Source organism: Mesorhizobium sp. ISC25 (assembly GCF_042295465.1).
In the GTDB taxonomy this organism is placed as follows: Bacteria; Pseudomonadota; Alphaproteobacteria; order Rhizobiales; family Rhizobiaceae; genus Mesorhizobium.
The window spans coordinates 4809498-4831150 of the sequence record NZ_CP135441.1 but is presented as its reverse complement, the minus strand read 5'-3'; the positions used below and the strand labels follow the sequence as shown (position 1 = coordinate 4831150).

The following is a 21653-nucleotide window of genomic DNA, read 5'->3' as shown; positions in this document are numbered from 1 at the left end:
GCAAGTGCAGCCACTGCGCTAAGGTGGAATTTTCTACCTCAAGCTGACCAGCGCGCCAGACGCTGGAGCGTATGGATGCCGCGGCCAATGACGGCAAATTTATGCCCACCGTCACCGTTCAATGCGGCGAGGCATTCGGCAAGATTTTCGCCGAGCCTGAGATCCCGGGCGACAGCGGCCTGCGCCGCAACAGCACCCACGCGTTAGTCGGCGGAAATACACCTCGCGGCGAGCCGCATTGCGGCATCCGGGTCTGTGGCATCTCTCCGGCGACTAAGGAACAGTTGACTCACATCTAACATTGTGCAACGTCTGAATCATATTTTGCATTGTGCAACGATTGAATCAACACAAAAGAAGAATGGGGACGACGAATTCTAGCGGCACATTTGGGAAGGCAGACATGCGCGTCGGAACGGCTTTATCGACCCCTCCATAATTCGGGCACAGGCGCCGTCCGCCGTGTCATCCACGGGGCCAAGAATTGAGGATAAGTGAGGGAAACAAGAAAACCATAGTTACCCGCCGATCAGGGCCAATCGTCGGGTTTAATCTGCCTTGGTGCCTTGGCGCATTGCCAGGACTGCCACGTGGGAATCCTTAGACACAGGAGAATTATATGGGCTCTGAAGCGCCAATTCATGTCCACAGCAGCATGGGCTTCGGGATTGCAACGCCCGTGCCGTCGGCGACCGCCGCGGCAAATGCTATCAGGAAACAGGGCGGCAGCGTCTTCGACATGTATCTCACCGCCCTCGCTTGCGCTTGGGTCACAGATCCTGCCAACTGCGGCCCTTTCGGCCGCATGCAGGGGGTCTTTTCCGTGGCTGGCGAGGTCGGTTGTCTAAATGCCGCGACAGCGATCCGACGCGTACCGGGATCGACTGTGCCCGTCCCGGGTAACATAGCGGCTTGGTTTTATTTTCGGCGTAGCGGCTGCTTGCGGCTTCCAGCCAGTACTCTGCTTGCGCCCGCCGTTGCGCTCGCCCAAGAGGGTTTTGCGCCCAGCGCGGACTTGAAAATTGCTCTCCAAAGCGAACACTCCGCTGCTTTGAGTGAACAGCTTAAAGCAATTTATCTGGATGAAACTGGTGCGCCTCGCAAACACGTTCGAAATCCGGAGCTCGCAAAGCTTCTTCAGGTCCTGGCCAATTCCGAAAGCGAGTGTGATTTCTGGCGCAAGCTACGGGGCGCAGACCCGGGCCAGTGGTGTCCAGAAGAAACTCTTGACAATCCCGTCCGCCAGCCGGCTCTGCGCGCCCTCGATCTCAACCTCGGTGGGCAGCATCAGCGCCTCCTTACGACCGCAGCAATTGAGACGTGGGGGACGTGGACCTTGGTCGGCGCAGCGGTGGCCGTCGAACTGCGTCGAAGCGGCGTGCTGAGCGATTTCCCGCGCGCCATGGAGGCCTACGTCTTGTCCTCTATCCTCCTCCTTGATCGGATACCTTTCGCAGTCGACACCCTCGTTCCCAAAGTTGGGCACCCTTCAGTCGACATCGATATTTCGTCAGAGGCCATTGCAATGGCTGAACGCGTAATCCGATTGCTGAATGCATCCAACGAGGCGCTGTGGAAGGACTTGCTTTCGACCTACTTCCTCGGACCGGTCAATTGCGTCCCTCACAGCAACACTAATCACTTCTCAATGGCTTCAGGCGACGATTTCTTATCTTTCACAACTTCGCTCGGTTCCTGGTGGGCTTCGAAGGTCTCCTGGTGGGGCGCACCGCTCTGCTACAGCTACGCAATGAAATCAGGCTCGTTCTTTGAACGCCAAACGCACGATGTCACAGAGATGTCGCCACTCATTTTGGAGGTTGCCGGCAGGCCTATGCTTGCCGTCGGTTCCGCAGGAAGCGAACGCATTCTGGGTTCGCTCACATACCTGCTTTTCCTAAGGTTCGGCCTGGGCATGGGCGAAGATATGGCGGATTTGCTTGCGAAGCCCCGTGTCTTTCCGAAGGACGGCAAGCTCCGCATGCATACAGACTTCTGGCCCGATGCGCGCGCACACCTTCAGGCCCGAGGCTTTGAGATCGCGCCGACTGGATACGAATCCGACTCCAGCTTGGGGCTGGTGAATCTCGTGGAGCGTCTCGACGGCCGCTTATATAAGAGCGGAGCCGACCCGTCGACCTCAGGAAGTGCGCTTTGATCACGTGTCACGGCGAACAGCATCCGCTAATGCGCATGGAGTTAGGGTGAAATGACCCGGTACCCACCACACAGCCATCTCCGAAGGAAACTTAGCTCGTCCTTCCGACCGCGAGTTCATGGAGAATGACAGACATCCGGTGCTTTGGAAACGACAGAACGACGGCCCTGCAGGCCTGTCCGGCGCCCTTCGGCCGACAGCTTGGGGCACAAATTGAAATCGTGGCCCTTGGCGACAATTTTTCCCATGACTCCCATGAAAACAACACAGATGGGGTTCGTCCTTGCGAAGTCATTCACGCTCTCGCCATTTGCCCTGTTGTGGACACCCTCAGGCTGGCGAGCGACGAAGGCGACCCGGTCTCGCGAGTACGCCGCGTTGCAAGGAGGTGCAGATTATCCTGGAAAAATGCGTTGCCCTGTCAGGCCACCGGTCGAGATGATTTGCACGCGCGGAACGTCTCCGACGTTCAGCCACGACCCGCGCAATTCCGTAAACCGGTTCATCGCTTTTGCCGTCCCGTTCGGTTCCGTCGCAAATCCGGAGCTGCGCTGGTCTCCATGACGTCGGTCGCGCGGTTTTGGCATGGCCGCTGGATGCACGAGAGATCAGGTAGGAGAGAGGAAACCCAGGGATGCTAGACTCACAGTCCACATGCCGAAGTTTTTGCTTTTACCTCCTGCCGGCCTTTTCGCTCCAGGCCTTCTCGTCGGCGGTAGAAGCGCTGAGGCTCGCCAACGAGGTGTTGGGCGGGACGTGTATAGCTGGCAAGTCATTTCGGACGACGGGCAACCTGCGACCTCGACTTGCGGATTGTTGGTTTGCGCGGATTCTTCGTTGTCCTTCGCACGTGAAAGAATGCGTAGATCGATCTCAGCACCGGCTATCGTGATCGTCCGCGGCCGCAATGCTCCTGCTCCGCACAAACAGCTTGATGCCTGGTTACGAGAATGTCGCAACCGCCGCAGCAGCCTCGTGGGGATAGGTAGCGGTACGATCGTGCTTGCTCGGGCGGGGCTTGCAGAAGGGCGGCGTTGCGCGGTTCACTGGGAGCAATTTCCTATATTCTCTGAGCGGTTCCTGGGTGTGGTAGCCACTCAAACCGCCTTCGAGCAGGACGGAGACCTATACACTTGCGCCGGGGGAGACGCCCCCTTCGACATGTTTCTGGATTTGGTTGACCACCATCATGGGACGACAATAGTCAATCGTATGTGCGAAAAAGCTATTGCGTGTAGGACCCGTTCCGCGGGTGACCGCTAACGTCTGCCTCTTCATTCTCGAGTGCAACTCAACCATCAGGCGGTCATCAAGGTAATTGGAGAGATGGAGGCAAATCTTACGGAGCCATTGCTACTGGATGACTTAGTGTATGCGCCGCCTACATCCCATTGATTTCGGCGTGTTTGTGAACATTGAGGTTTCTGCCAGAAGATTTTCGGCAAGAGCTGGAGTTTGGCATGGCAGATGGTGAGGGATTTGTTGGGCGATGCGAAGTTGTCGAGCCTCGTCGTGGAAACCGGCGATGGCCGAATGATCGGAAGGCGCGGATTGTAGCGGAGAGCCTTCAGCCCGGTGCGCGGGTTGTTGATGTTGCGCGACTTTATGATCTCGCTGCGCATCAGCTTTCGGACTGGCGACGGCAGGCGCGTCAAGGTCTTCTGACGCTGCCTGCTGAACTGATGACGGCCGTGCCGCCCTTTGAGAACGGGCCTGTCGAACCCGCCTTTGTGCCACTTGCGATTACGGCGGAGCCGAAGATGGCTACCGATGCTTTGCCGGTTCCGGAGCCGGTTGAGATCATTTCCGGGATCGTGACGGTGGAAATAGGCGCAGACCTGGTGGTGAGGGTTCCCGGCGATGTACCGGTTGATCGGGTCGCGGCCTTGGTGCGCGCGATGCGCGGGACGGCATGATCGTCGCGGGCCAACGATTACCGATCCTGATCGCTACGCGGCCGGTGGACTTCCGCTGTGGCCATCAGGCGCTGGCATTGATGGTGCAGACCGAGTTAAAGCTTGATCCGCACTCCGGGATCACTGTGATCTTCCGATCGAAGCGCGGGGATCGTCTAAAAATCCTGGTATGGGATGGCACCGGAATGGTGCTGACCTACAAAATCCTGGAACAGGGCAGCTTTGCCTGGCCCAAAGTGCAAGATGGAACGATGCGGCTGTCGCGGGGGCAGTTCGAAGCCTTGTTCGATCACACATGTTGATACCCCTCCTGTTGAGGCTGAATGATTCTCAGATCAAGGTGGCGGATGGTGTGGTTGCGGAGGTCGCGGACAGCATTGATTACGGAAGGGGAGTTTTGGAACAGATAGGCTCCGGTCGGCTGACGGTCGATCAGGAGGCGCTTCTGTCTGATTTGCACATAGATCCAATTGACGGGGATGTTCAGCCGTGCGGCCAATTGTGTGGCGCTCAGCGAAGTGGCCTTGTGGGTCCATCGGTTGCGCTGTGTCGTTATCCTGATCCCGGCGCCGAGCCGGATCCGCTGCACGGTGATCGGCAGGACCTTTTCGGCGCAATTGGGCGAGCGGTGCCCCTCCTGGGTGAGGACGGCGGCAATCTCATCATCAGGCATGCCGGCTATTGCGAGATCGAGCAGACGCGCACGCATTTCTTCACCGCGCGTGAGCTTGGCGACGGAATTGACCTTCATCTTGACCTCAAGTTCCGTGACCGCGCCGCCTCGCCAGACAATTCTGGCCACAGCAACATCGTGCTCGCCGCGATCGAGAACGACTTTTTCGACCAGACACCGCAACAGCGCCTTGCGATGCGCGTCCGTCGTGGCGTCGTCCGCCCAGATTTGCGGCAGGCGACCGGAAAGGGTGACGACCTTGCTGTTGAGGGTTTTGCCCAGCGCCATTTGCATGACGGGCTCGGCCGAAGCTTGCCGGGCAAGGGCTTCTTCGGCAGCGCGAACCTCGCTCAACGCCGCTTCCCATCGACGCTCGAGTTCGCCGGCGACAAGACGATTGTCCGGGTCGACGCGGTTGAACTGGCGCTCGGCCAACGCTGCAGTATAGCGCTTGCGCTCAAGCTCACGTTCCGCGCTGCTGCGCAGGGCCTTTTCGACCTGCTGTTGCGCCCGGCGGGCTCGCGACAGCGCATCAATCTCGGCAGGCGCCAGCGCCGCCAAGAATGCGTCGGCCACAGCGGCATCCACGCGTGAAGCGCGGATGTGCTGGCAGGCCGGCAAGCCAGTGTGGGAGCGCAGATGATCGCACACATACTCTCCGCCACCTTTGTAGCGAACGTACATCTTGTGGCCGCACCGCCCGCACCAGACGATGCCATGCAGCAGAAGCTCGCCGTTGCGGGGAGCACCTCTCGTCTTGATGCGCATGTATTCGGCTCGGTTGTCTCGCACGACGTCACGGATATTCTCATAGGTTGGCCAGTCGATGTAAGGCGGATACCGGTCCTTCACGACGATCCGCCATTCATCGATCGGCCGCGCCACCTTTGCCGGCGAACCGCCTTCGCACGCGGTGGCACTGGACCTGGTTCGTCCATAGACGAAGGCACCGGCATAAGCGGGATTCTTCAGGATTGCCGCCACCGCCGAGACCGTCGCTCGCGCCCAGCGCAGCTCGCCGTGCCGGTCGCGGCGCGGCAAAGCCAGGCTCCGATCGTTCAGCACACGCATAACTTTGGCAACGGTGCGGAACTTCAGGAATGTCTGGAACACAAGCTCAAGCCGTTCCTGAACGGCAAGATCCGGATCTTTGACAACCACCCCGCTCGGATCGCGCGTCAAGCCTACTGGCAGCATGAGGGCAAGCTCGCCGCGCTCGGCCTTGGCAAGCAGACCAGCTGTCAGACGGCTGCGGATCGTATGCAGCTCGAGCTCTGAGATCGTTCCCTTCAGGCCGAGAAGCAGGCGGCCATTGGCGCTGCCGGGATCATAAACGCCATCGCGATCGGCAATAAGGCAGCCGCGCAGGCCGCAGATATCCAGGAGCGGGTACCAATCTGAACAGTTGCGCGCCAACCGCGTCACATCGATCGATAGGATCAACCCGATCTCGCTGAGGCCAACCCGTCCGACGAGTTCCTTGAAGCCATTCCGTTTTGCAGCAGACGCTGCGCTCAAGCCGAGATCGGCATCGATGACATCGACGTCGGCATCATGCCAGCCGAGTTCTCGGGCGCGCTGACGAAGCGCGTACTGCAACCGCAGGCTCTCTTGATTGCTGACCACCTGGTGCGGCGTCGACTGCCGGACGTAAACAACCGCTCTGCGCGCCAGATGGGTTGGCTTGACCAGTTCTGACCTCACGGGACACCTCCGCCAGAACCGCGGCGACGTCGTCGAGGATTTGACGCCGCAAAGCTGGTGACAGCGTCGCCCACAGGCTCTTGGGGTCTATGGTCATGACCTTCGAGACATTCCGCCACTGCGACAAGATCCCGAACCGCCTCGACGCTCATTTAGTCTGATTCGCGTGATCTACATACTTCTGCGTTGCTGCCACCGCGATCAGAAATGTTGATCCATCACGATGCTCGACTTCATATGACGGTGGAAAGTTTCCACCTCCATGCGCCACTCGGCGGATCAGGCGGAAGGATCGCCCGTAAAGCGGATGATGTGGGTCGAGAACCTGGACCAGCTCGCCCGATGATTCGTCGGACTCACCAACAGGGATATTCCTGTAGGCCTTCGTTCGAAGGTCTTGACTGGCGACGCGTGGTGGCGCAGCGGGTAGCGCCGCCGACTGCGGCAGGGTGACTCACCTGTTCGGTTTTGGCGTTGTTTTATTGGGCTTTTTGCTTCGATTTGCTATGAAGGCGCATGTCTGCGCCCATTGATCTCAGCCGATTCCCGGACCTGCCTTCAGAGGTGGTGAACGCCTTTGCGGCCGTACAGTTCGAGCTGTCGGTCGAGCGTGCGGCCCGTCAGCATGAGCAGGCGGTGGTGGCTGAAAAGGACGCCTTCATCACCGAGTTGAAGGAACTGATCGAGAAGCTGGAGAGCCAGGTTCAGGACTACCGCCGCACGAAGTTCGGGCCGAAGTCGGAAAAGCTCGATCCGACGCAGATGGAACTGGCGCTGGAGGATCTGGAGACGGCAATTGCCGAAACACAGGCCCAGATTGCCTTCGTCGAGGAAAAGATCGCGGCCAGCACAGCCAATTGCGAAAAGACTGCTTCACGCAGGCAACGCAAGGCGCGTGCGCTACCCAAGAGCCTGCCGCGCGTCGAACAGGTGATCGAGCCTGATAGCATTGCCTGCCCCTGTGGTTGCGGGAACATGGTACGGATTGGCGAAGACCGGACGGAGCGGCTCGATCTTATCCCGGCGCGCTATCAGGTGATCGTCACGATCCGCCCGAAATACGCTTGCCCCAAGGGGCGCACGGGCGTGGTTCAGGCCAGGGCGCCGGCGCATTTGCTGGAAGGTAGCTGGCCGACCGAAGCCCTATTGGCGCAGATCGCCGTGTCCAAGCATTCCGAACACATGCCGCTGAACCGGCAGGCTACGGTCATGGCCCGACACGGAGTGCCGATCGACCGCACTGTCCTGGCCGACTGGCTGGGCCGGACGGGCGCTGTGATCGCGCCGGTGGTAGACCATATGGCCATGGTCCTGAAACAGGGTAGCTCACGACTATATGTCGACGAGACCACGGCTCCGGTGTTGGATCCCGGGCGCGGCAAGACGAAAACTGGCTATCTCTGGGCTATTCTGCGCGACGACCGCGGCTGGAGCGGATCTGCGCCGCCGGGCGTGGTGTTCCATTATCGGCCTGGGCGTAAAGGCGAATATGCCGCAGAAATCCTCGACGGCTTCAACGGCACGATCCAGGTAGATGCCTATGGCGGCTATTCCCACCTCGCCACGCCAAAACGCACGGGCGGCGATCCGTTGAGGCTGGCCTTCTGCTGGGCACATGGCCGCAGAAAACTGATCAAGTCCCAGCCGAAGAAGGGTTCGCCCATCGTCGACGAGGCGTTGTTGCGCATCGCCGCCCTCTACAAGATCGAGGACAGCATCCGAGGTTGTGATCCCGATCATCGCCGGGCTGCCCGCCAGAACCTGTCCCGCCCGCTGGTGGACGAGTTCTTCACCTGGCTGACAGCTCAGGCCGCACGCGTCTCGCGCAAGTCCGATCTCGGCGAGGCCATGGTTTATATGCTGAAACGCCAGGCCGGCTTCCAGCTGTTCCTGGACGACGGCCGCGTCGACATCGACTCCAACCTCGTCGAAAACGCGATCAGAAGTCCAGCCATGAACCGCCGCAATGCTCTCTTTGCCGGCCATGATGAAGGCGGCCGTAATTGGGCCCGTTTCGCCAGCCTGATCGGCACATGCAAGATGAACCGCGTTGAACCATACGCCTACCTGCGCGATCTCTTCATCAGCCTCGCCAATGGCCACCTCGCCAAAGACATCGAAGCCCTCATGCCTTGGGCCTATGCGCAGGGGATCAGCGCCTCACAATGAGCACGTCCGGGACTCCCCGACGTGCTCATGGGAACATCTGCAAGCGCCAGACCTGACCGTTGCGACCAAAAAATCAATGGGGCGGAGACGCCGCATACGACTTAGTGGGGTCAGCAGGCCTTTCCCGCCGTCAAATCGAGCGGCTGTTTAGGCGGGAACTGGGATGTTCTCCGAGCCGCTATTATTTGGATCTTCGTCTAGATGTGCGCACCTGCTACTCATCAACTCACGACTGCCGGTCGTTGAAATCGCGATGGCTTGCGGCTTTGTCTCTGCATCGCATTTCTCAAAAGCGTACCGCGAAACATACGGATGCGCGCCGCATCAATCACGATTACCCGTTTACCAACGAAAAAAAAGCGGTCTGACCGACCGGAGGAAAATAGAACACGGCAAATCGATCGGAGGCTCAGTGACGAAAGAATGCCTGAGATGCCACTCTCATGATTGCTGACAACGGCCTTTGGCGTAGAAATTTGCCCGCCGACCCGATCGGCGGTCGAGGCACTTGTACGGCGGATTTGGGGTGCAAGAGGGGTGCAAGAGGCGGGACTTGAACGTCGGTCGACAATCTCTCATCCGCGGGTCGGAGCCGCATGACCTTGTTTCGTTTGGGGCTGCCTCTGTCTCTTTTACCGCGACGTCCAATCCGACATAATGTTTCATGCTGCGCTTCTCCTTCTGATGCCTGTGGCTGCGGGCATGCAGACCACGCTTAACCATCAGCTCGAAGCGCAGCACCTTCAACCTATCCACCATGCATTGTCGCCCGAGCTCAGGCAGCGCGCGGCCGGCGCCGGTTCTCAATCCCTCAAGCCGCTTGCGAGATCGGGCCGCAGCGGGAGGCCCTCAACTATTCACTGGCCGACGGCAGTAAATCATTTAGCGTCTCAAAAAAGTGCCCTGCCGGTGGGGAGGTCACCGGCAGGGCGCGCCGCGCATAGTTGCGGCCAACCTACATTGTGTTCCACGGCTCGAACTTAGTACGCATACGACGAAGGCCGCATGATTGGCACGCGCGCGTGCGTGCGGCGGGCTCTATGATGGCGATGCGTGAAGGTCAGGCGGCCTGCTGATTGGCGGGCTTGTCGGCTTCGCGCAGGCGCTTCCAGTGCCAGGGCAGTAGTTCGTGCAGACGTGAGGTGGGAAGATCGGCAATGCGGGCCAGGACATCGGCGAGCCAGGCTTTCGGGTCGACGTCGTTGAGGCGTGCCGTGGTGATGAGGGTAAGCATGACGGCGGCGCGGTCGGCGCCGCGCTGGGAACCGGCGAAGGTCCAGTTGCGCCTTCCCAGAGCAATGCCGCGCAGCGCTCTTTCGGCCGCGTTGTTGCTGAGGCAGATCCTGCCGTCGTCGATGAAGCGGGCGAAGTCGGCCCAGCGCCTGAGCATGTAGTTGATCGGCTTCAGGACCTCGGAAGAGCGCGAGAGGGTATCGCGCTCGCGGAGCAACCAGACGTGCATGTCGTCGAGAAGTGGTTTGCTTTTCTCCTGCCGCACGGCATACCGCTCGTCCGCGCTGCGGCCGTTGATGGCGCGCTCGATCTCGAACAGCGCGTCGAGGCGCCTGACCGCCTCCAGCGCGATCGGTTTGCCCTTCTTGCCATCTCGGGCCTTTTTCGCGATGTCGGCCAGTTCGAAGAATCCTCGCCGCGCATGGGCGTAGCAAAAGGCGGGCGTGATCGGCTGCTCCTTCCGCTGCGGGTCGAACAGCGGCTCGAAGCCACTGTAACAGTCGCACTGAAGAATGCCGGCGAACCCGGCCAGATGCTTCTGAGGACGCTCGCCACGTCGGTCGCTCGAGGCGTAATAGATCGCCGCCGGCGGCGCAGGCCCGGCGAAGGGACGGTCATCGCGCGTATAGGTCCATATGCGCCCGGTCGCGCACTTGCCCTTCGCCAGGATGCGAATGGTGGTGTCGTCGCCATGAAGGCGCTCGGCCGCGAGCACATGGCGCTCGATCAGCTGGAAGAGCGGCATGACGGCGGAGGTTCCGTGGCCGACCTGATCGGCCAGCGTCGACAGCGGCAGGTCGATCCCCTCGGCCTTGAAGCGCGCGCTCTGGCGGTTGAGTGGAGCATGCATGCCGAACTTGTCAAACAGGATTGTCGCCAGCAGTCGGGGACCGATGAAGCCGCGCGGCGTGGCATGGAACGGCGCCGGCGGCTGGGTGATCTTCTCGCAGTCGCGGCAGGTGAACTTTTCGCGCACCGTCGCGATCAGCTTGAAGCGGCGCGGGATCTCCTCCAGCGTCTCGGTCACGTCCTCACCCAGTTTCGACAGCCGCGATCCGCCGCAGCAGGCGCAGGCAGTTGGAGGGTCGATGACGACGCGCTCGTGTTCGATGTCATCCGGCCATGGCTTGCGCACCGGTCGCTTGCGCGTGAAGGGGCGCACCGTCTGCGTCTTCGCCGCCGCGGCCTGCGCGGCAAGCTCGTCCTCGGTCGCCGAGGTGACGAGGTCTTCGAGTTCCAATTCCAACTGCTCGATCAGCCGCGCCGTGCGCTCGGAGCGCTGCCCGTACAATTCGCGTTTCAGCTTCTCGATGCGCAGCTCGAGATGCGCAATCCGCGCCGCGGTGTCGGACAGCATGGCCTGCGCGTTGGCGGCTTCAGCCTGCCAGTTGGCAGCATCCGCGACCGCCACATCGCGTTCAGCCTGCAACGCCTCACGTTCAGCCAGCAGCGCCACGTAGGCGCTGGCAAGATCCGAGGGGAGCTCAACCGGCTTCGAAGTCATATGCCGATTGAATCACATTCCATTGTATTTTCAACTAAAAAATGCTACCCAACCCGAGCTGGGCGCCAGGTTTCCTGAGGGTTCCGCCAGTCTATGCCAGACAAGAGATAACTCAGCTGTGCAGAAGATACTGTCACAGCTCCACCCTCAACTGTTGGCCATATGAAGCGGCCGAGCTCGAGTCTTTTTGTGAACAGGCATGCTCCTTGGCCATCATGCCAGATGACCTTCAACAAATTTCCGCGTTTCCCCCTGAAGCAAAACAGGTTGCCCCCAAGGGGATTATGTTTGAGGACCTCCTGCACCCGTAGCGCCAATGATGGAAAGCCACATCTCATGTCGGTGTAGCCTGTGGCTAACCACACACGCACGCCTTCTGTCGGGATCATCGCAGCATTTCCAGCCCCTGCAAGATCCGCATCAGGACACCTACGTCAACAGTGGTCAATGATCACACGCCGGCCGTTGGCCCCGACGATTTCCATCCGGCCACCGGTAGACACCGCTTGGCTGGTCGTAGCTGGTACTTCAGAGTGCGATCGCTCAGGAGCCGGCTCTTCCAGCTCTACATCGTGCAGGCTGGGACCGACAACACCCATGTCGATGAAGGCGATCGGTGGGGGCTCGGGCAGCGGGTTGGACCGGCCCAATCGCCCTTGCTGGGCTTGCTTCATCCAGATGAACAAGTGGTTCGCGTTCATGTCGTGACGCCGCGCCACAACCGACACCGGATCGCCGGACTCCTGCACCTCACGCACGACCGCCAGCTTCTGCTCGACCGTCCAGGAGCGGCGCGTCCGCTGTCGTTCCGCACCCGGCGGCAGCGGCACAGCCGCGGGCGTGCTCGCTTCCACCGTCGACGGCTGCTCCATAGCCAGATACTTCATTCGCCAAGTGTCCACTTAATCTAAGCGGACACTAACGCCTCAAGGTACGCGTCAGTAGGCGGCCTTCATCGTATGAATACCGAACTTATTCGGTCAAGCGCAATCATCGGGTCGGCGTAAGCTTTCTCGACGAAGGCGCCAAAGGTCTCGACGTCCCTGGATCAGGTTCGGCGTCGCCGCTTACCATGTAGCACTGGGGTGACCTCTTGGCCGCGCTCACCGCGCGCCGGTATTCGTCCACTAGCTCAAGACAGTCACGAACCAACGCTACGATGTGCCGGGGCCGCTTGCGGCGGCCAAGATCCTGAAGGCCGAACCCAGAAGAACTCCTCGTTGTTGGCAAGCAGGATGAGGGATCCTTAGGCGGCGATGCAGAAGCTGGCTATGATTAAGCAGGAGGCCTCGACAAGGTCCGGTAGCCTCTCCTCGATGGAGGCGACATCATTTTTGAGCCTTGGTCAAGTTGTTCCGTTCGAGGGTCATCAGACGAACGATAGTACGTGCGGCGGGAACGTAGCCAAGACCGCTTACAGCTTTTTCGGCACATCTTCGTCGGGCTTTCGCGCGACGGCGGCTGACTCATCCACGACAATAAGACGCGGAATAAAGCCGAAACACCTGTCGCGTTTTCGTCAGCTCAACGTCCGCAAGTTAGACGACGGGCATTGTCCCGCCTAGCGCATCGCGCTCGTCAGGACCGGCATGAACGCGCCATTCAATGCGATCGGGGAAAAGCGAAAAGATGCCGGTGGCAAGAGTCTGGGAAGTACCTGAACCGTTCTTATAGATCGGGACGGTCTCGTCAAACAGCACCACCTCTGCGCCCGGAGTGTGCGCGTGTTCCGCAATCATCCGGTCGGCCGCTTCCTGTCGATCGCGCGACGAAGGGGAGATCGTCTGCCCCAGACCGTCGAATTCCCGCGAAAGTAAATGGTTTGCGTGGGCAAGCGGCGAGACAGCTTCCCGAAAGACGCAACCTGAGGCCGGCGCCTCGACAGAGACGAGCCGGCCCGTCTTCGCCTCACCAAGATTGTGATGATAGCCGCTGGCGCGGTCCCTGCGTTTCAGAATTTCGATCGCGTCGTCCAACCCTCTCGCGCTTAGGATCGCGCGGCAGATGATTTCCCGCGGCACGCCAGCTTTGAAATCATCGGGCGTGACGTTGTTATTGGCTTGGACGAGCCCGGCTTCGTTCAATCCGAAGTATGTCGGCAGCACGCCGGGCGTCATGAAACCGCTCCAAGCCGGGCCCTCGTCGGGTTCAACCTCGACCCAGAGACAGGTGCCGAGAAATACCGCCGGGCCGTCTTCGTTATGGGCAATGATCGCCGGGCCATCACCGTCGGATGGGATCAGGAGCGAAGTGCAACCTGTGGTCGCGGCGTTTCTCGTCTCCAGGGAAACATTTTCGGGAAGGGGCAGGTCGGCGTCGCAGATCTTGAGAAAGATGGTTTCGAAGTCCTGCCCGGAGCCTGCGGCAATTCCCTCGATCTCGCGCACATATTGAGGATAGGCCGCGCGGGCCGCCGCTTCAAGATTCTTCACATAGTCCGATCCGCGCCAGCAAGCGTCCAGGGCCTGGTAGTACTCAGTTCGAAAGCCGTGCTCGAAGAAGGTGGAGGCGGTAGCCTGACCGATCGCTACGCCGATCGAGAAGGCATCTCCCTTCGCGCGGACGCGTTGGATGGGATTCTTGGACATTTTTTACATCTCCTCGCTTATTAGTTGATGATTGCACCGGGCCGTGCGATCCGCTGGGGTCCGACCTGATCAGCGAAGAAGGATCGCCGCGTCAAAAGCCGTATTGTGTCCGGAACATCTACGACGACCTGGAAGCCGGCCTTCTGGTATATTATTGCCAGTGCCGGCGGATGGTAGAGCTATCAAGGTTAAACGTACGGGTCGTCTCACAGCCTCCTGCCCTTGGGCTGGCTGACAACCTTTCTCGTGCGCATGTTTCCCCACGGACTTCTCCTTTTTCTTCTTCCTGCCTAACTTGACACGATGTTCCGTGTTCGTGTCAGCCGTACGCTGGAGATGTCCGATCGGATGAAGGCGTCTGTGGCCTGCCACGGGACTGAGCAGAACTAGCTGCCGCAGCGGGCTGGGTTGTGATGTCTGTGGCCGGAGCGCGTACATGACAGGCCACGACGCGCCCATCTGGCATTGGCACCAAAGGCGGCACTTCGATGCGGCACCGCTCGATTGCAAGCGGGCAGCGGGGATGGAACGCGCATCCCTTTGGCGGATTGATCGGGCTTGGAACCTCGCCCTCGACGGGCGCCTCCAGCCGAACCCGCGTCGGATCCGGCACTGGTGCCGCCGCGATCAGCGCCTCGGTGTAGGGATGGACCGGCTTCGCGAACAGCGCCTCGCTCGGGGCGAGTTCCACGATCCGCCCCAGGTACATGACGGCAACGCGATGCGCGATATGCTCCACGACGCCGAGGTCATGCGAGATGAAGACGAAGGCGATGCCCATCTGCTGCTGGAGATCCAGAAGCAGGTTCAGGATCTGCGCCTGCACGGAGACGTCAAGGGCTGACACCGCCTCGTCGGCGATGATGAGAGAGGGGTTGAGCGACAGGGCGCGTGCAATGCCGAGCCGCTGGCGCTGACCGCCCGACAATTCGGACGGGAGCCTGTGCATCATCTCGGGCGACATTCCGACTTTTTGGAGAAGGTCCGCGGCGAGCGCGTTGCGCTGCTTGCGGCTGAGGCGCTCAAAATTCTCGACGGGTTCGGTGATAATTTGCCCGGCCGTGAGGCGCGGATTCAGCGACGAGTAAGGATCCTGAAAGACCATCTGCATCCGACGGCGCCACGCGTGAAGCGCGTCCTTCTTGAGACCCGCAATATCCGTCCCGTCGATCAGCACGCGGCCGCCCGTCGGCTCGACGAGCCGCATCAGGAGCCGAGCGACAGTCGACTTGCCGCAGCCGGATTCGCCGACGATGCAAAGCGTCTCGCCCGCCTCGACGGAAAAGGATATATCTTCCACCGCCCGGATCACTGACACGCTTTTCTTGAAGATTCCTGCACCAAGCGGATAATGCTTGGTCAGATTTTCGACCTTCAGCAAAGGACCGTTCATGCGCCCATCACCTCTTCGGCGCGCCAGCAAGCCGCGCCGTGGCCCGACCCGACATCTCGCAGGGCAGGTGTCTTCTCGCGGCAAATGTCGATCGCAAACGGGCAGCGTGGTGCAAAGCTGCAGCCGACGATGGGCTCGCGCAGGCTTGGCACGATGCCGCGAATCTCCGGGAGGCGGCGCTGTCGGCCGCGCCGCGGATCCGGCACCGATCGCAAGAGGCCCTGCGTGTAGGGGTGCGCCGGATGCGCAAACAAATCTATGACGTTTGCTTGCTCGACGATCCGGCCGGCATACATCACAATTACGCGTTGGCATGTCTCGGCGACGACGCCGAGGTCGTGCGTGATGAACATCACGGCCGTTCCCGTGCGTTCTTTCAGATCGACGATCAGCCGCAGGATCTGCGCCTGGATGGTGACGTCGAGGGCCGTGGTTGGCTCGTCGGCGATCAATAGTTCTGGTGAGCAGGCGAGAGCCATTGCGATCATGGCCCGCTGGCGCATGCCGCCCGACATTTCGTGGGGATAGTTGTTGACGCGCCGTTCCGGATCAGCGATGCGGACGAGACGGAGCATCTCTTCGGCTTTCTTCATGGCCGCCGGGCGGGAAGCCTTGGTGTGGATCTGCACCGCCTCGGCGATCTGGTGGCCGACAGTATAGACCGGGTTCAGACTCGTCATCGGCTCCTGAAAGATCATGGCGATCTGGTCGCCGCGGATCTTCCGCATCTCCCGATCGGACAGTTCAAGGATGTCGCGTCCGTGAAAGCGGACCTCGCCGCCGACAGTCCTGGCGGTCAGCTTCGGCAGCAGGCGAAGGATGGAAAGAGCTGTAACGCTCTTGCCGCAGCCGGATTCACCGACGACGCCGAGCGTTTCGCCTTTCTTTACCTGGAAGCTGATGCCGCCCAGCGCGCGAGTGACGCTCTCTTCGCCGTAAAAGTGCGTCTCAAGGTCTTGGACGTCGAGAAGCACGTCATTCCCTGCGGTTTGATGCATCTGCATGTCAGCGCCTCCGCTTCGCGCGGGGGTCGAACAGGTCGCGCAGGCCATCCCCGAGCAGGTTGACTGCAAGCACCGTGACGGCAAGGCAGATACCAGGGGCGAAGATCGTCGATGGGGCGATAGCGAGATACAGTCGAGAGCTTGAGATCATGTTGCCCCAGCTGGGCGTCTCGGGCGGCACGCCCACGCCGAGGAAGCTCAGCCCCGCCTCTGTCAGAATCGCATCTGCGCAGACTATGGCGCCCTGCACCATAAGCGGTGGAATGGTGCTCGGCAGAATATGCCGCCATAGCACTTTCGGCAGGCGCGCGCCGCCGCAGAGGGCGGCTTCCACATAAGGACGCTCGCGAACGCCCAAAACCACCGAACGGACTAGCCGCGTGACGCTTGGCAGCTGGGGGATCGTGATGGCGACGATGAGAATGCCTATCCCGGGACCCGTCAGAGAAATAAGGGCGATGGCGAGCAGAATGGTCGGGATCGACATCAGGCCGTCCATGACCCGCATTACGATATTGTCGAAGCTGCGGACATAGCCGGCAATGACTCCGATAAGAAGCCCGCCTAGAGCCGCGCCCACCGCCGACGTCAATCCCACCAAAAGTGAGATCCGGGCGCCGAACACTGTTCGTGCAAAGACGTCACGGCCGAGATTGTCAGTGCCAAACCACGCCTCCGAGGAAGGCGCCTGAAGCCGTTTGAATGGATCCAAGTTCAATGGATCCCCGGCGTAAAGCGGGGCAGCGATAGCTACAACGATCAACAGAGCTAACAGGCCGCCGCCTATCACGACTAGCGGATTCCGCCTCGCCAGACGGGGAAGGTCAGATAGTCGCCAGCGTCCCGTCGGAACTGTTTCAACTGGCGCGGAGAGTATCGTCATATCAGTACCGGATCCGAGGGTCGACGAGCGTATAAGAGAGGTCGATCGCAAGATTGATAATGACGTACAGCCCGGAAACGAGGATGAGCACGCCTTGAATGATGGGATAATCGCGGTTGTTGATCGCATCGACCACCAAACGACCGACACCAGGTATGTTGAAAACCGTTTCCGTGATGACAACACCGCCAATCAGACCTGCGAAACTTAAGCCGATCACGGTGAGGATCGGGACACCTGCATTCTTCAGTGCGTGGTGGAAAAGCATAGAATAGGATGACGCGCCCTTGGCAGCGGCTGTTCGCATATAGTCTTCCGACAGCACTTCGAGCATGCTCGCCCGCGCGATCCGAGCAATAAAAGCAATGTAGGGAACGCTCAAAGTCACAGTCGGCAGGATCAGATGCACAAGCCAGGGCCCTAAGCCATGGTCGATAGGCTGGTATCCTTGGACGGGCAGCCAATGTGCTCTGATAGAGAACACGTATATGAGAAAGAAGCCGACGACAAACACCGGGACAGAAAAACCAAGTGTCGCGAATGCCGTCAGGATGCGATCAACAAGACCGCTCGCTCGCCACGCGGCAAGGATGCCGAAGGAGACCCCAATCGTCACCGAAAGGAGCATCGTCAGGATCGAAATCGAAATTGTCGGTTCCAGCCGCTGCGAGATCAGCCCGAGAACGGATCCCCCCGTGAAAATCGAGTGCCCGAGGTCGCCGCCGAGGATGCTGAGGGCCCAATTCACGAACTGGACCGGCAGCGGATCATTGAGTCCCAACTGCTCGCGGATGCCAGCAATCTGATCGGCCGTGGCCGACCTGCCGGCGATCATGGCCGCCGGGTCACCCGGTGCTAGCCTCAGCAACAAGAAGACAAAGATCCCGACCATCGCCATGACGGCGATGGTCGAGAACATCCTGCGAAGGATATAGGCAGGCATTACGCCCCGGCCTTCTGCATGTTCCACATCGGCATGCCGTATCCGCTCGTGACGTCGAGGAGCCCGGTTAGAACCTTGCGGCGCGCAATCGGCGAGACACTTTGACCCAGTTGAACGTGGCCGACGAAGTCCCACCATATGTGTTGCATCTTGCGGGCTAAAGCTTTGCGCTCTTCGAATGTTTCGACGTCCGCCCATTTGGCCCTGAGAGCCTCGTATTCATCGTTCTTCGGCCAACCAAACCAGGCCTTGTCGCCGTTCGCGAGCAAGGGAGCAGTGCTGATGGGGTTGCCGAGGCTGAAATCGGGATAGGTCGTAATGAAGATGTTCCAGCCGCCATTCTCGACCGGGCCCTTATTCGTTCGTCGCGAGGCAAGTTCTGCAAAGGCCATTGACTGAAGCTCAGCTTTGATCCCAATCTTCCGCAATGAGTCCACTAGCAGCAAGGAGGTATTGTTGCCGTCACCCCAATCCGTAGGTTGCAGAATGACGACCTTCTCGCCCGCATACCCAGCCTCATCGAAAAGTTGCTTGGCCTTTTCCGGGTTGCCCCCCTTCTTATACCATCCCGTATTTTCGTCATTTGTGTAGGGGCTGGTATTTCCAAATATCGAAGTGGCAGTGTGGCCGTATTTTGGATCCGAATTTACGACATGCAAAAAGGCCTCCTGGTCGATCAGGTGAAGCATTGCTTGACGCGCCTTCACGTTGTCGAACGGCGGCTGCAGGAAATTCATGCGCATGAAAAATAGTTGGCCAGACTTTAGGATGACGTCAAGAGCAAGATTGGGATCGGCCTCGATTACGCTGTAAAAATCTTGGGGCGGGGTCAGGAGATCTACTTCTCCTGCCTGTAAGGCGGCGAGAGCCGTCTGGCTATCGTTAAGATGCTCCCAAACGACCCGATCGACATTGACAATCTTGCCGCCGGCCAGTCCGTCGGCCGGCTCGCTGCGCGGTACGTATTTATCATTGCGGTCGTAGGTGATGCTCGCGCCTGGCTTCGCAAGAGCCTCGTTGAACTTAAACGGCCCAGAGCCGATGTTTGAGGTCACCTGCTCGGTTGCCGGACGATCCGCGTCCTTCGCGCGCATGACAGCGAGATAAAGTCCGCCTGCCATCAATTCGCGCAGTAACCCCAGCGGCTCCTTTAAAGCGATCCTGAAGGTCTTCTCGTCGATTTTCGAGACATCCTTGGCCCTCTCCATAATCAGTTGTCCACCTGCATCGGCTTGGCCCCAGCGGCGGATCGAAGCGACACAATCGGCCGCCGTGACGGGAGTACCGTCGTGGAAACTTAGGCCATCCCGGAGCTCAAATGTGTAAGTCCTCTTGTCGTCGGAAGTGCCCCACTTCCCAACCATTTGCGGCTGCGGCACAAGTTTGGAATCGAACGAGAACAAGGTGTCGTAGACTGCCAGACCATGACTATAGACAATGTCCAGCGTCGATACGATGGGATCGTAACCACGAAGGGCCTCCGTCACCATGCGGACTGTCCGAGCGTCGGCGGGCGACGTCTGCGCCCGAAGGATCGACGGGAAAGACAAAGCGGTACCGGCCGCTATCCCAGCCTTGATAACTTCGCGTCTAGATATTGTCATGTTCCTACTCCCCTTTTTCTAGTTTTGACATCCTTGGTTGATCGATTACGTGGTCAGCGCTGGCTCACCAAGTCACGCGGCACGGGACCGTCACGAGAGCAATAACACTAGGTCAGGAGACATGCAACAAGTGTTTTGCCACTGACACGTATGATCCGTGCGTTTCGCAGGGGCCCTGACAGTGAAAGGTCGTCGAGGACTTATTTTAGGGCCACGTTTTCAGCCAAGACGATTTCATAGAGTGCGTAGCAGGATCCCCCGGCCGCGGCCTCGGGCTCTTGTGTTGGGGCTACATCATACGAAGGGTCTGAGGAAGTTTGCCGCCGGGTTACTATCACTCACGAGTTGGCCTTATTTTGCGCTGGAGGATTGGGTCAGCCCGCGCCAATGCGGGTTCGCCCGGCGTGGACGGTCTGACCTTTGCCCGGATCGAGGCTGAAGGTGTAGAGGGTAGCTGGAGGGTCTGGCCGTAGCCGGTGCGCGGGGGCGGTGAACGCCCGCTCGGCATCCCGACTATTCGGGATCGGGTGGTCCTACGGCCGCCAAGCTACCAAGCTGCCAAGCTGCCAAGCTGGTCCTGGAACCGATATCGAGGTCGACTTCGAGGATAATGCCTATGGCTATCGGCCCAAACGCAGTGGCACCGACGAGGGCGCCGATCTTGAACAGTTTGTGGCGGATGGTGCCGCAACTGGCGCTCGCGAATTGGGTGAAGCGCAGCCCGATGTGGCGCAATGCGCATAAGACAGCTCAAGTTGTCGTGTCCCGATTTTCTTGTTGTGATAAGCATCCCCTAACACGCCATCTTCGCTCGGGATTAATCAGAAGCTCATTTTGTCACAGACTTGATCGCGAATTAGGAGTGATTACTCGCGTCTCGAGTCACTATTTTCATTTCCTTGAAGAGGCAATCGGATGTTTCGAGACGAAGGACCCGATTGTGCGTGGGCATTGATATCTGAAAGGTGAGCGTCAAATTGAAGGAGGTTCTCACGCGCGACATCCGAACTCCGCCCAGCAATAAGAGCGCCGAGAACCTCGGCTACAGCGAATGCCGGAGTCATTGTATGGAAAAATGATGGACTCTTAGTTTGTACAATAACTACATCGTCTGCGATGCGCGCAAGTGGAGACACTTCACTATCGGTGACAGCAACAACGGGAATACGGTGGCGGCGCGCGTATTCTGCAATTTCTAAAGTAACGCGGGTGTATGGAGCAACACTTACTGCCAAAAGCACATCCTGTTCAGCTGCGCGGGATAAGGCATCAGATCCTGTTCCTCCGACGGCGTCGAGTAAAACCGATTTGTCTCCTATCATCGATAGTATATAGCTGAAATGCCACGCAATCGAATGACTCGACCTTAAACCAATGCAAAAGGTCAGGCGCGAAGCCGCAATGCGCCTTGCGGTTGATACAATCGCATCAAGCTGCGTGGAATCGGCCAATTGAGCAATCTCAGCGGCTTGGGCACGGAGGATTTCGCGAGCAAGCCCATGGTCACCCTTCCGTCGCTGTGCAATAGCTTGAGCGCTGGCCTTGCCGGCAAACCCGGATTCCCCGCCGCGCAGGGCGTCAGCATAAAGCGCGCGAAATTCATCATAGCCTGCGAGGCCAAGATGCTTTGCCAGCCGGGTCATTGTCGATGGCTGAACGCCGGCTATTCTCGCTTGATCGCGCATGGACAGAAGTGCGACGTCATGAGGCTGGTCGATGATGTATCGTGCCGCCAGCTTGAATTGCTCCGACATTGTATCGAAGTCTTTGATTAGTCGGTCAGATAAGGGTCCGTGAGCCATATACCGTTGATAGCTTAGCAAGCTGCGTCATGCAACAGATGTTGCGTCGCAGATCCATTCATACTCGTGTTCCCTCGCC

17 protein-coding genes and 2 pseudogenes are annotated in these 21653 nt (G+C 59.5%); 8 read left to right on the top strand and 11 right to left on the bottom strand.

Features of this window, described 5'->3' with window-relative positions:
- Positions 1–71 precede the first annotated feature (71 nt).
- The 6 genes and pseudogenes from RQ479_RS23840 to tnpB (RQ479_RS23815) all read left to right on the top strand — a co-directional run bounded on the left by RQ479_RS23840 (position 72) and on the right by tnpB (RQ479_RS23815) (position 4376).
- The gene (locus RQ479_RS23840) at positions 72–299 is read left to right on the top strand and encodes a hypothetical protein (RefSeq protein WP_128289631.1); all 228 of its coding nucleotides are present in this window, start codon (positions 72–74) and stop codon (positions 297–299) included.
- A 320-nt stretch (positions 300–619) separates the two neighbouring features.
- The gene (locus tag RQ479_RS23835) at positions 620–2158 is read left to right on the top strand and encodes a gamma-glutamyltransferase (RefSeq protein WP_128289630.1); all 1539 of its coding nucleotides are present in this window, start codon (positions 620–622) and stop codon (positions 2156–2158) included.
- Between the two features lie 397 nt (positions 2159–2555).
- Positions 2556–2704, top strand: a pseudogene (locus RQ479_RS23830) (branched-chain amino acid transferase); the annotation flags it as partial.
- 39 nt (positions 2705–2743) lie between these two features.
- Positions 2744–3421, top strand: a complete 678-nt coding sequence (locus RQ479_RS23825; protein WP_348639540.1) for an AraC family transcriptional regulator — start codon at positions 2744–2746, stop codon at positions 3419–3421.
- A 197-nt stretch (positions 3422–3618) separates the two neighbouring features.
- Entirely contained in the window at positions 3619–4074 is a 456-nt protein-coding gene (locus tag RQ479_RS23820; RefSeq protein ID WP_128289629.1) for a transposase, read from the top strand.
- On the top strand, positions 4071–4376 hold the full coding sequence (gene tnpB, locus RQ479_RS23815; RefSeq protein WP_128289628.1) for an IS66 family insertion sequence element accessory protein TnpB: 306 nt from the start codon (positions 4071–4073) through the stop codon (positions 4374–4376). Before RQ479_RS23820 ends, tnpB (RQ479_RS23815) begins: the two co-directional genes overlap by 4 nt.
- On the opposite strand, the gene RQ479_RS23810 is transcribed toward tnpB (RQ479_RS23815), so the two are convergent.
- A complete protein-coding gene (locus RQ479_RS23810) occupies positions 4364–6451 on the bottom strand; it encodes a recombinase family protein (RefSeq protein ID WP_128289627.1) in 2088 nt (695 codons plus the stop codon). The two genes, tnpB (RQ479_RS23815) and RQ479_RS23810, sit on opposite strands and share 13 nt — an antisense overlap.
- A gap of 516 nt (positions 6452–6967) precedes the next feature.
- Between RQ479_RS23810 and RQ479_RS23805 the strand changes: the two genes are divergently transcribed.
- Positions 6968–8620 carry an IS66 family transposase gene (locus RQ479_RS23805; protein WP_128289626.1) on the top strand — a complete coding sequence of 551 codons (1653 nt, stop codon included), beginning with the start codon at positions 6968–6970 and terminating at the stop codon, positions 8618–8620.
- A 113-nt stretch (positions 8621–8733) separates the two neighbouring features.
- Positions 8734–9074: pseudogene (locus tag RQ479_RS23800) on the top strand (helix-turn-helix domain-containing protein); the annotation flags it as partial.
- Positions 9075–9680: 606 nt separating this feature from the next.
- Here the strand turns inward: RQ479_RS23800 and RQ479_RS23795 are convergent.
- The 10 genes from RQ479_RS23795 to RQ479_RS23750 all read right to left on the bottom strand — a co-directional run bounded on the left by RQ479_RS23795 (position 9681) and on the right by RQ479_RS23750 (position 21574).
- Positions 9681–11357 (bottom strand): IS66 family transposase, encoded by a 1677-nt coding sequence (locus tag RQ479_RS23795; RefSeq protein WP_128288748.1) that lies wholly within the window; start codon positions 11355–11357, stop codon positions 9681–9683.
- A gap of 44 nt (positions 11358–11401) precedes the next feature.
- The gene (gene tnpB, locus RQ479_RS23790; RefSeq protein WP_376706010.1) at positions 11402–11695 is read right to left on the bottom strand and encodes an IS66 family insertion sequence element accessory protein TnpB; all 294 of its coding nucleotides are present in this window, start codon (positions 11693–11695) and stop codon (positions 11402–11404) included.
- 96 nt (positions 11696–11791) lie between these two features.
- Positions 11792–12244, bottom strand: coding sequence for a transposase (locus tag RQ479_RS23785; protein WP_128288722.1), 453 nt, complete (start codon positions 12242–12244; stop codon positions 11792–11794).
- Between the two features lie 651 nt (positions 12245–12895).
- The gene (locus tag RQ479_RS23780; protein ID WP_128288723.1) at positions 12896–13945 is read right to left on the bottom strand and encodes a C45 family peptidase; all 1050 of its coding nucleotides are present in this window, start codon (positions 13943–13945) and stop codon (positions 12896–12898) included.
- A 319-nt stretch (positions 13946–14264) separates the two neighbouring features.
- On the bottom strand, positions 14265–15338 hold the full coding sequence (locus RQ479_RS23775; protein ID WP_128288724.1) for an ABC transporter ATP-binding protein: 1074 nt from the start codon (positions 15336–15338) through the stop codon (positions 14265–14267).
- A complete protein-coding gene (locus tag RQ479_RS23770) occupies positions 15335–16342 on the bottom strand; it encodes an ABC transporter ATP-binding protein (protein WP_128288752.1) in 1008 nt (335 codons plus the stop codon). Before RQ479_RS23770 ends, RQ479_RS23775 begins: the two co-directional genes overlap by 4 nt.
- Before the next feature lies 1 nt (position 16343).
- Positions 16344–17225 (bottom strand): ABC transporter permease, encoded by an 882-nt coding sequence (locus RQ479_RS23765; protein WP_128288725.1) that lies wholly within the window; start codon positions 17223–17225, stop codon positions 16344–16346.
- A gap of 1 nt (position 17226) precedes the next feature.
- Entirely contained in the window at positions 17227–18168 is a 942-nt protein-coding gene (locus RQ479_RS23760; RefSeq protein ID WP_128288726.1) for an ABC transporter permease, read from the bottom strand.
- Positions 18168–19772: an ABC transporter substrate-binding protein gene (locus tag RQ479_RS23755; RefSeq protein ID WP_128288727.1), complete on the bottom strand. Its 1605-nt coding sequence runs from the start codon at positions 19770–19772 to the stop codon at positions 18168–18170. The genes RQ479_RS23760 and RQ479_RS23755 overlap by 1 nt, the downstream gene beginning before the upstream one ends.
- An 866-nt stretch (positions 19773–20638) precedes the next feature.
- Entirely contained in the window at positions 20639–21574 is a 936-nt protein-coding gene (locus tag RQ479_RS23750; RefSeq protein ID WP_128288728.1) for a MurR/RpiR family transcriptional regulator, read from the bottom strand.
- Positions 21575–21653 lie beyond the last annotated feature (79 nt).

Bases quoted from the DNA above. Each gene is read 5' to 3' on its own strand.
- RQ479_RS23765 (WP_128288725.1), bottom strand. From the start codon at position 17,225: ATGACGATACTCTCCGCGCCAGTTGAAACAGTTCCGACGGGACGCTGG.
- RQ479_RS23785 (WP_128288722.1), bottom strand. From the start codon at position 12,244: ATGAAGTATCTGGCTATGGAGCAGCCGTCGACGGTGGAAGCGAGCACG.
- tnpB (WP_376706010.1), bottom strand. From the start codon at position 11,695: ATGAGATGTGGCTTTCCATCATTGGCGCTACGGGTGCAGGAGGTCCTC.
- RQ479_RS23755 (WP_128288727.1), bottom strand. From the start codon at position 19,772: ATGACAATATCTAGACGCGAAGTTATCAAGGCTGGGATAGCGGCCGGT.
- RQ479_RS23780 (WP_128288723.1), bottom strand. From the start codon at position 13,945: ATGTCCAAGAATCCCATCCAACGCGTCCGCGCGAAGGGAGATGCCTTC.
- RQ479_RS23795 (WP_128288748.1), bottom strand. From the start codon at position 11,357: ATGACTTCGAAGCCGGTTGAGCTCCCCTCGGATCTTGCCAGCGCCTAC.
- RQ479_RS23805 (WP_128289626.1), top strand. From the start codon at position 6,968: ATGTCTGCGCCCATTGATCTCAGCCGATTCCCGGACCTGCCTTCAGAG.
- RQ479_RS23820 (WP_128289629.1), top strand. From the start codon at position 3,619: ATGGCAGATGGTGAGGGATTTGTTGGGCGATGCGAAGTTGTCGAGCCT.
- RQ479_RS23840 (WP_128289631.1), top strand. From the start codon at position 72: ATGGATGCCGCGGCCAATGACGGCAAATTTATGCCCACCGTCACCGTT.
- RQ479_RS23825 (WP_348639540.1), top strand. From the start codon at position 2,744: ATGGCCGCTGGATGCACGAGAGATCAGGTAGGAGAGAGGAAACCCAGG.
- RQ479_RS23770 (WP_128288752.1), bottom strand. From the start codon at position 16,342: ATGCAGATGCATCAAACCGCAGGGAATGACGTGCTTCTCGACGTCCAA.
- tnpB (WP_128289628.1), top strand. From the start codon at position 4,071: ATGATCGTCGCGGGCCAACGATTACCGATCCTGATCGCTACGCGGCCG.
- RQ479_RS23835 (WP_128289630.1), top strand. From the start codon at position 620: ATGGGCTCTGAAGCGCCAATTCATGTCCACAGCAGCATGGGCTTCGGG.
- RQ479_RS23775 (WP_128288724.1), bottom strand. From the start codon at position 15,338: ATGAACGGTCCTTTGCTGAAGGTCGAAAATCTGACCAAGCATTATCCG.
- RQ479_RS23760 (WP_128288726.1), bottom strand. From the start codon at position 18,168: ATGCCTGCCTATATCCTTCGCAGGATGTTCTCGACCATCGCCGTCATG.
- RQ479_RS23750 (WP_128288728.1), bottom strand. From the start codon at position 21,574: ATGGCTCACGGACCCTTATCTGACCGACTAATCAAAGACTTCGATACA.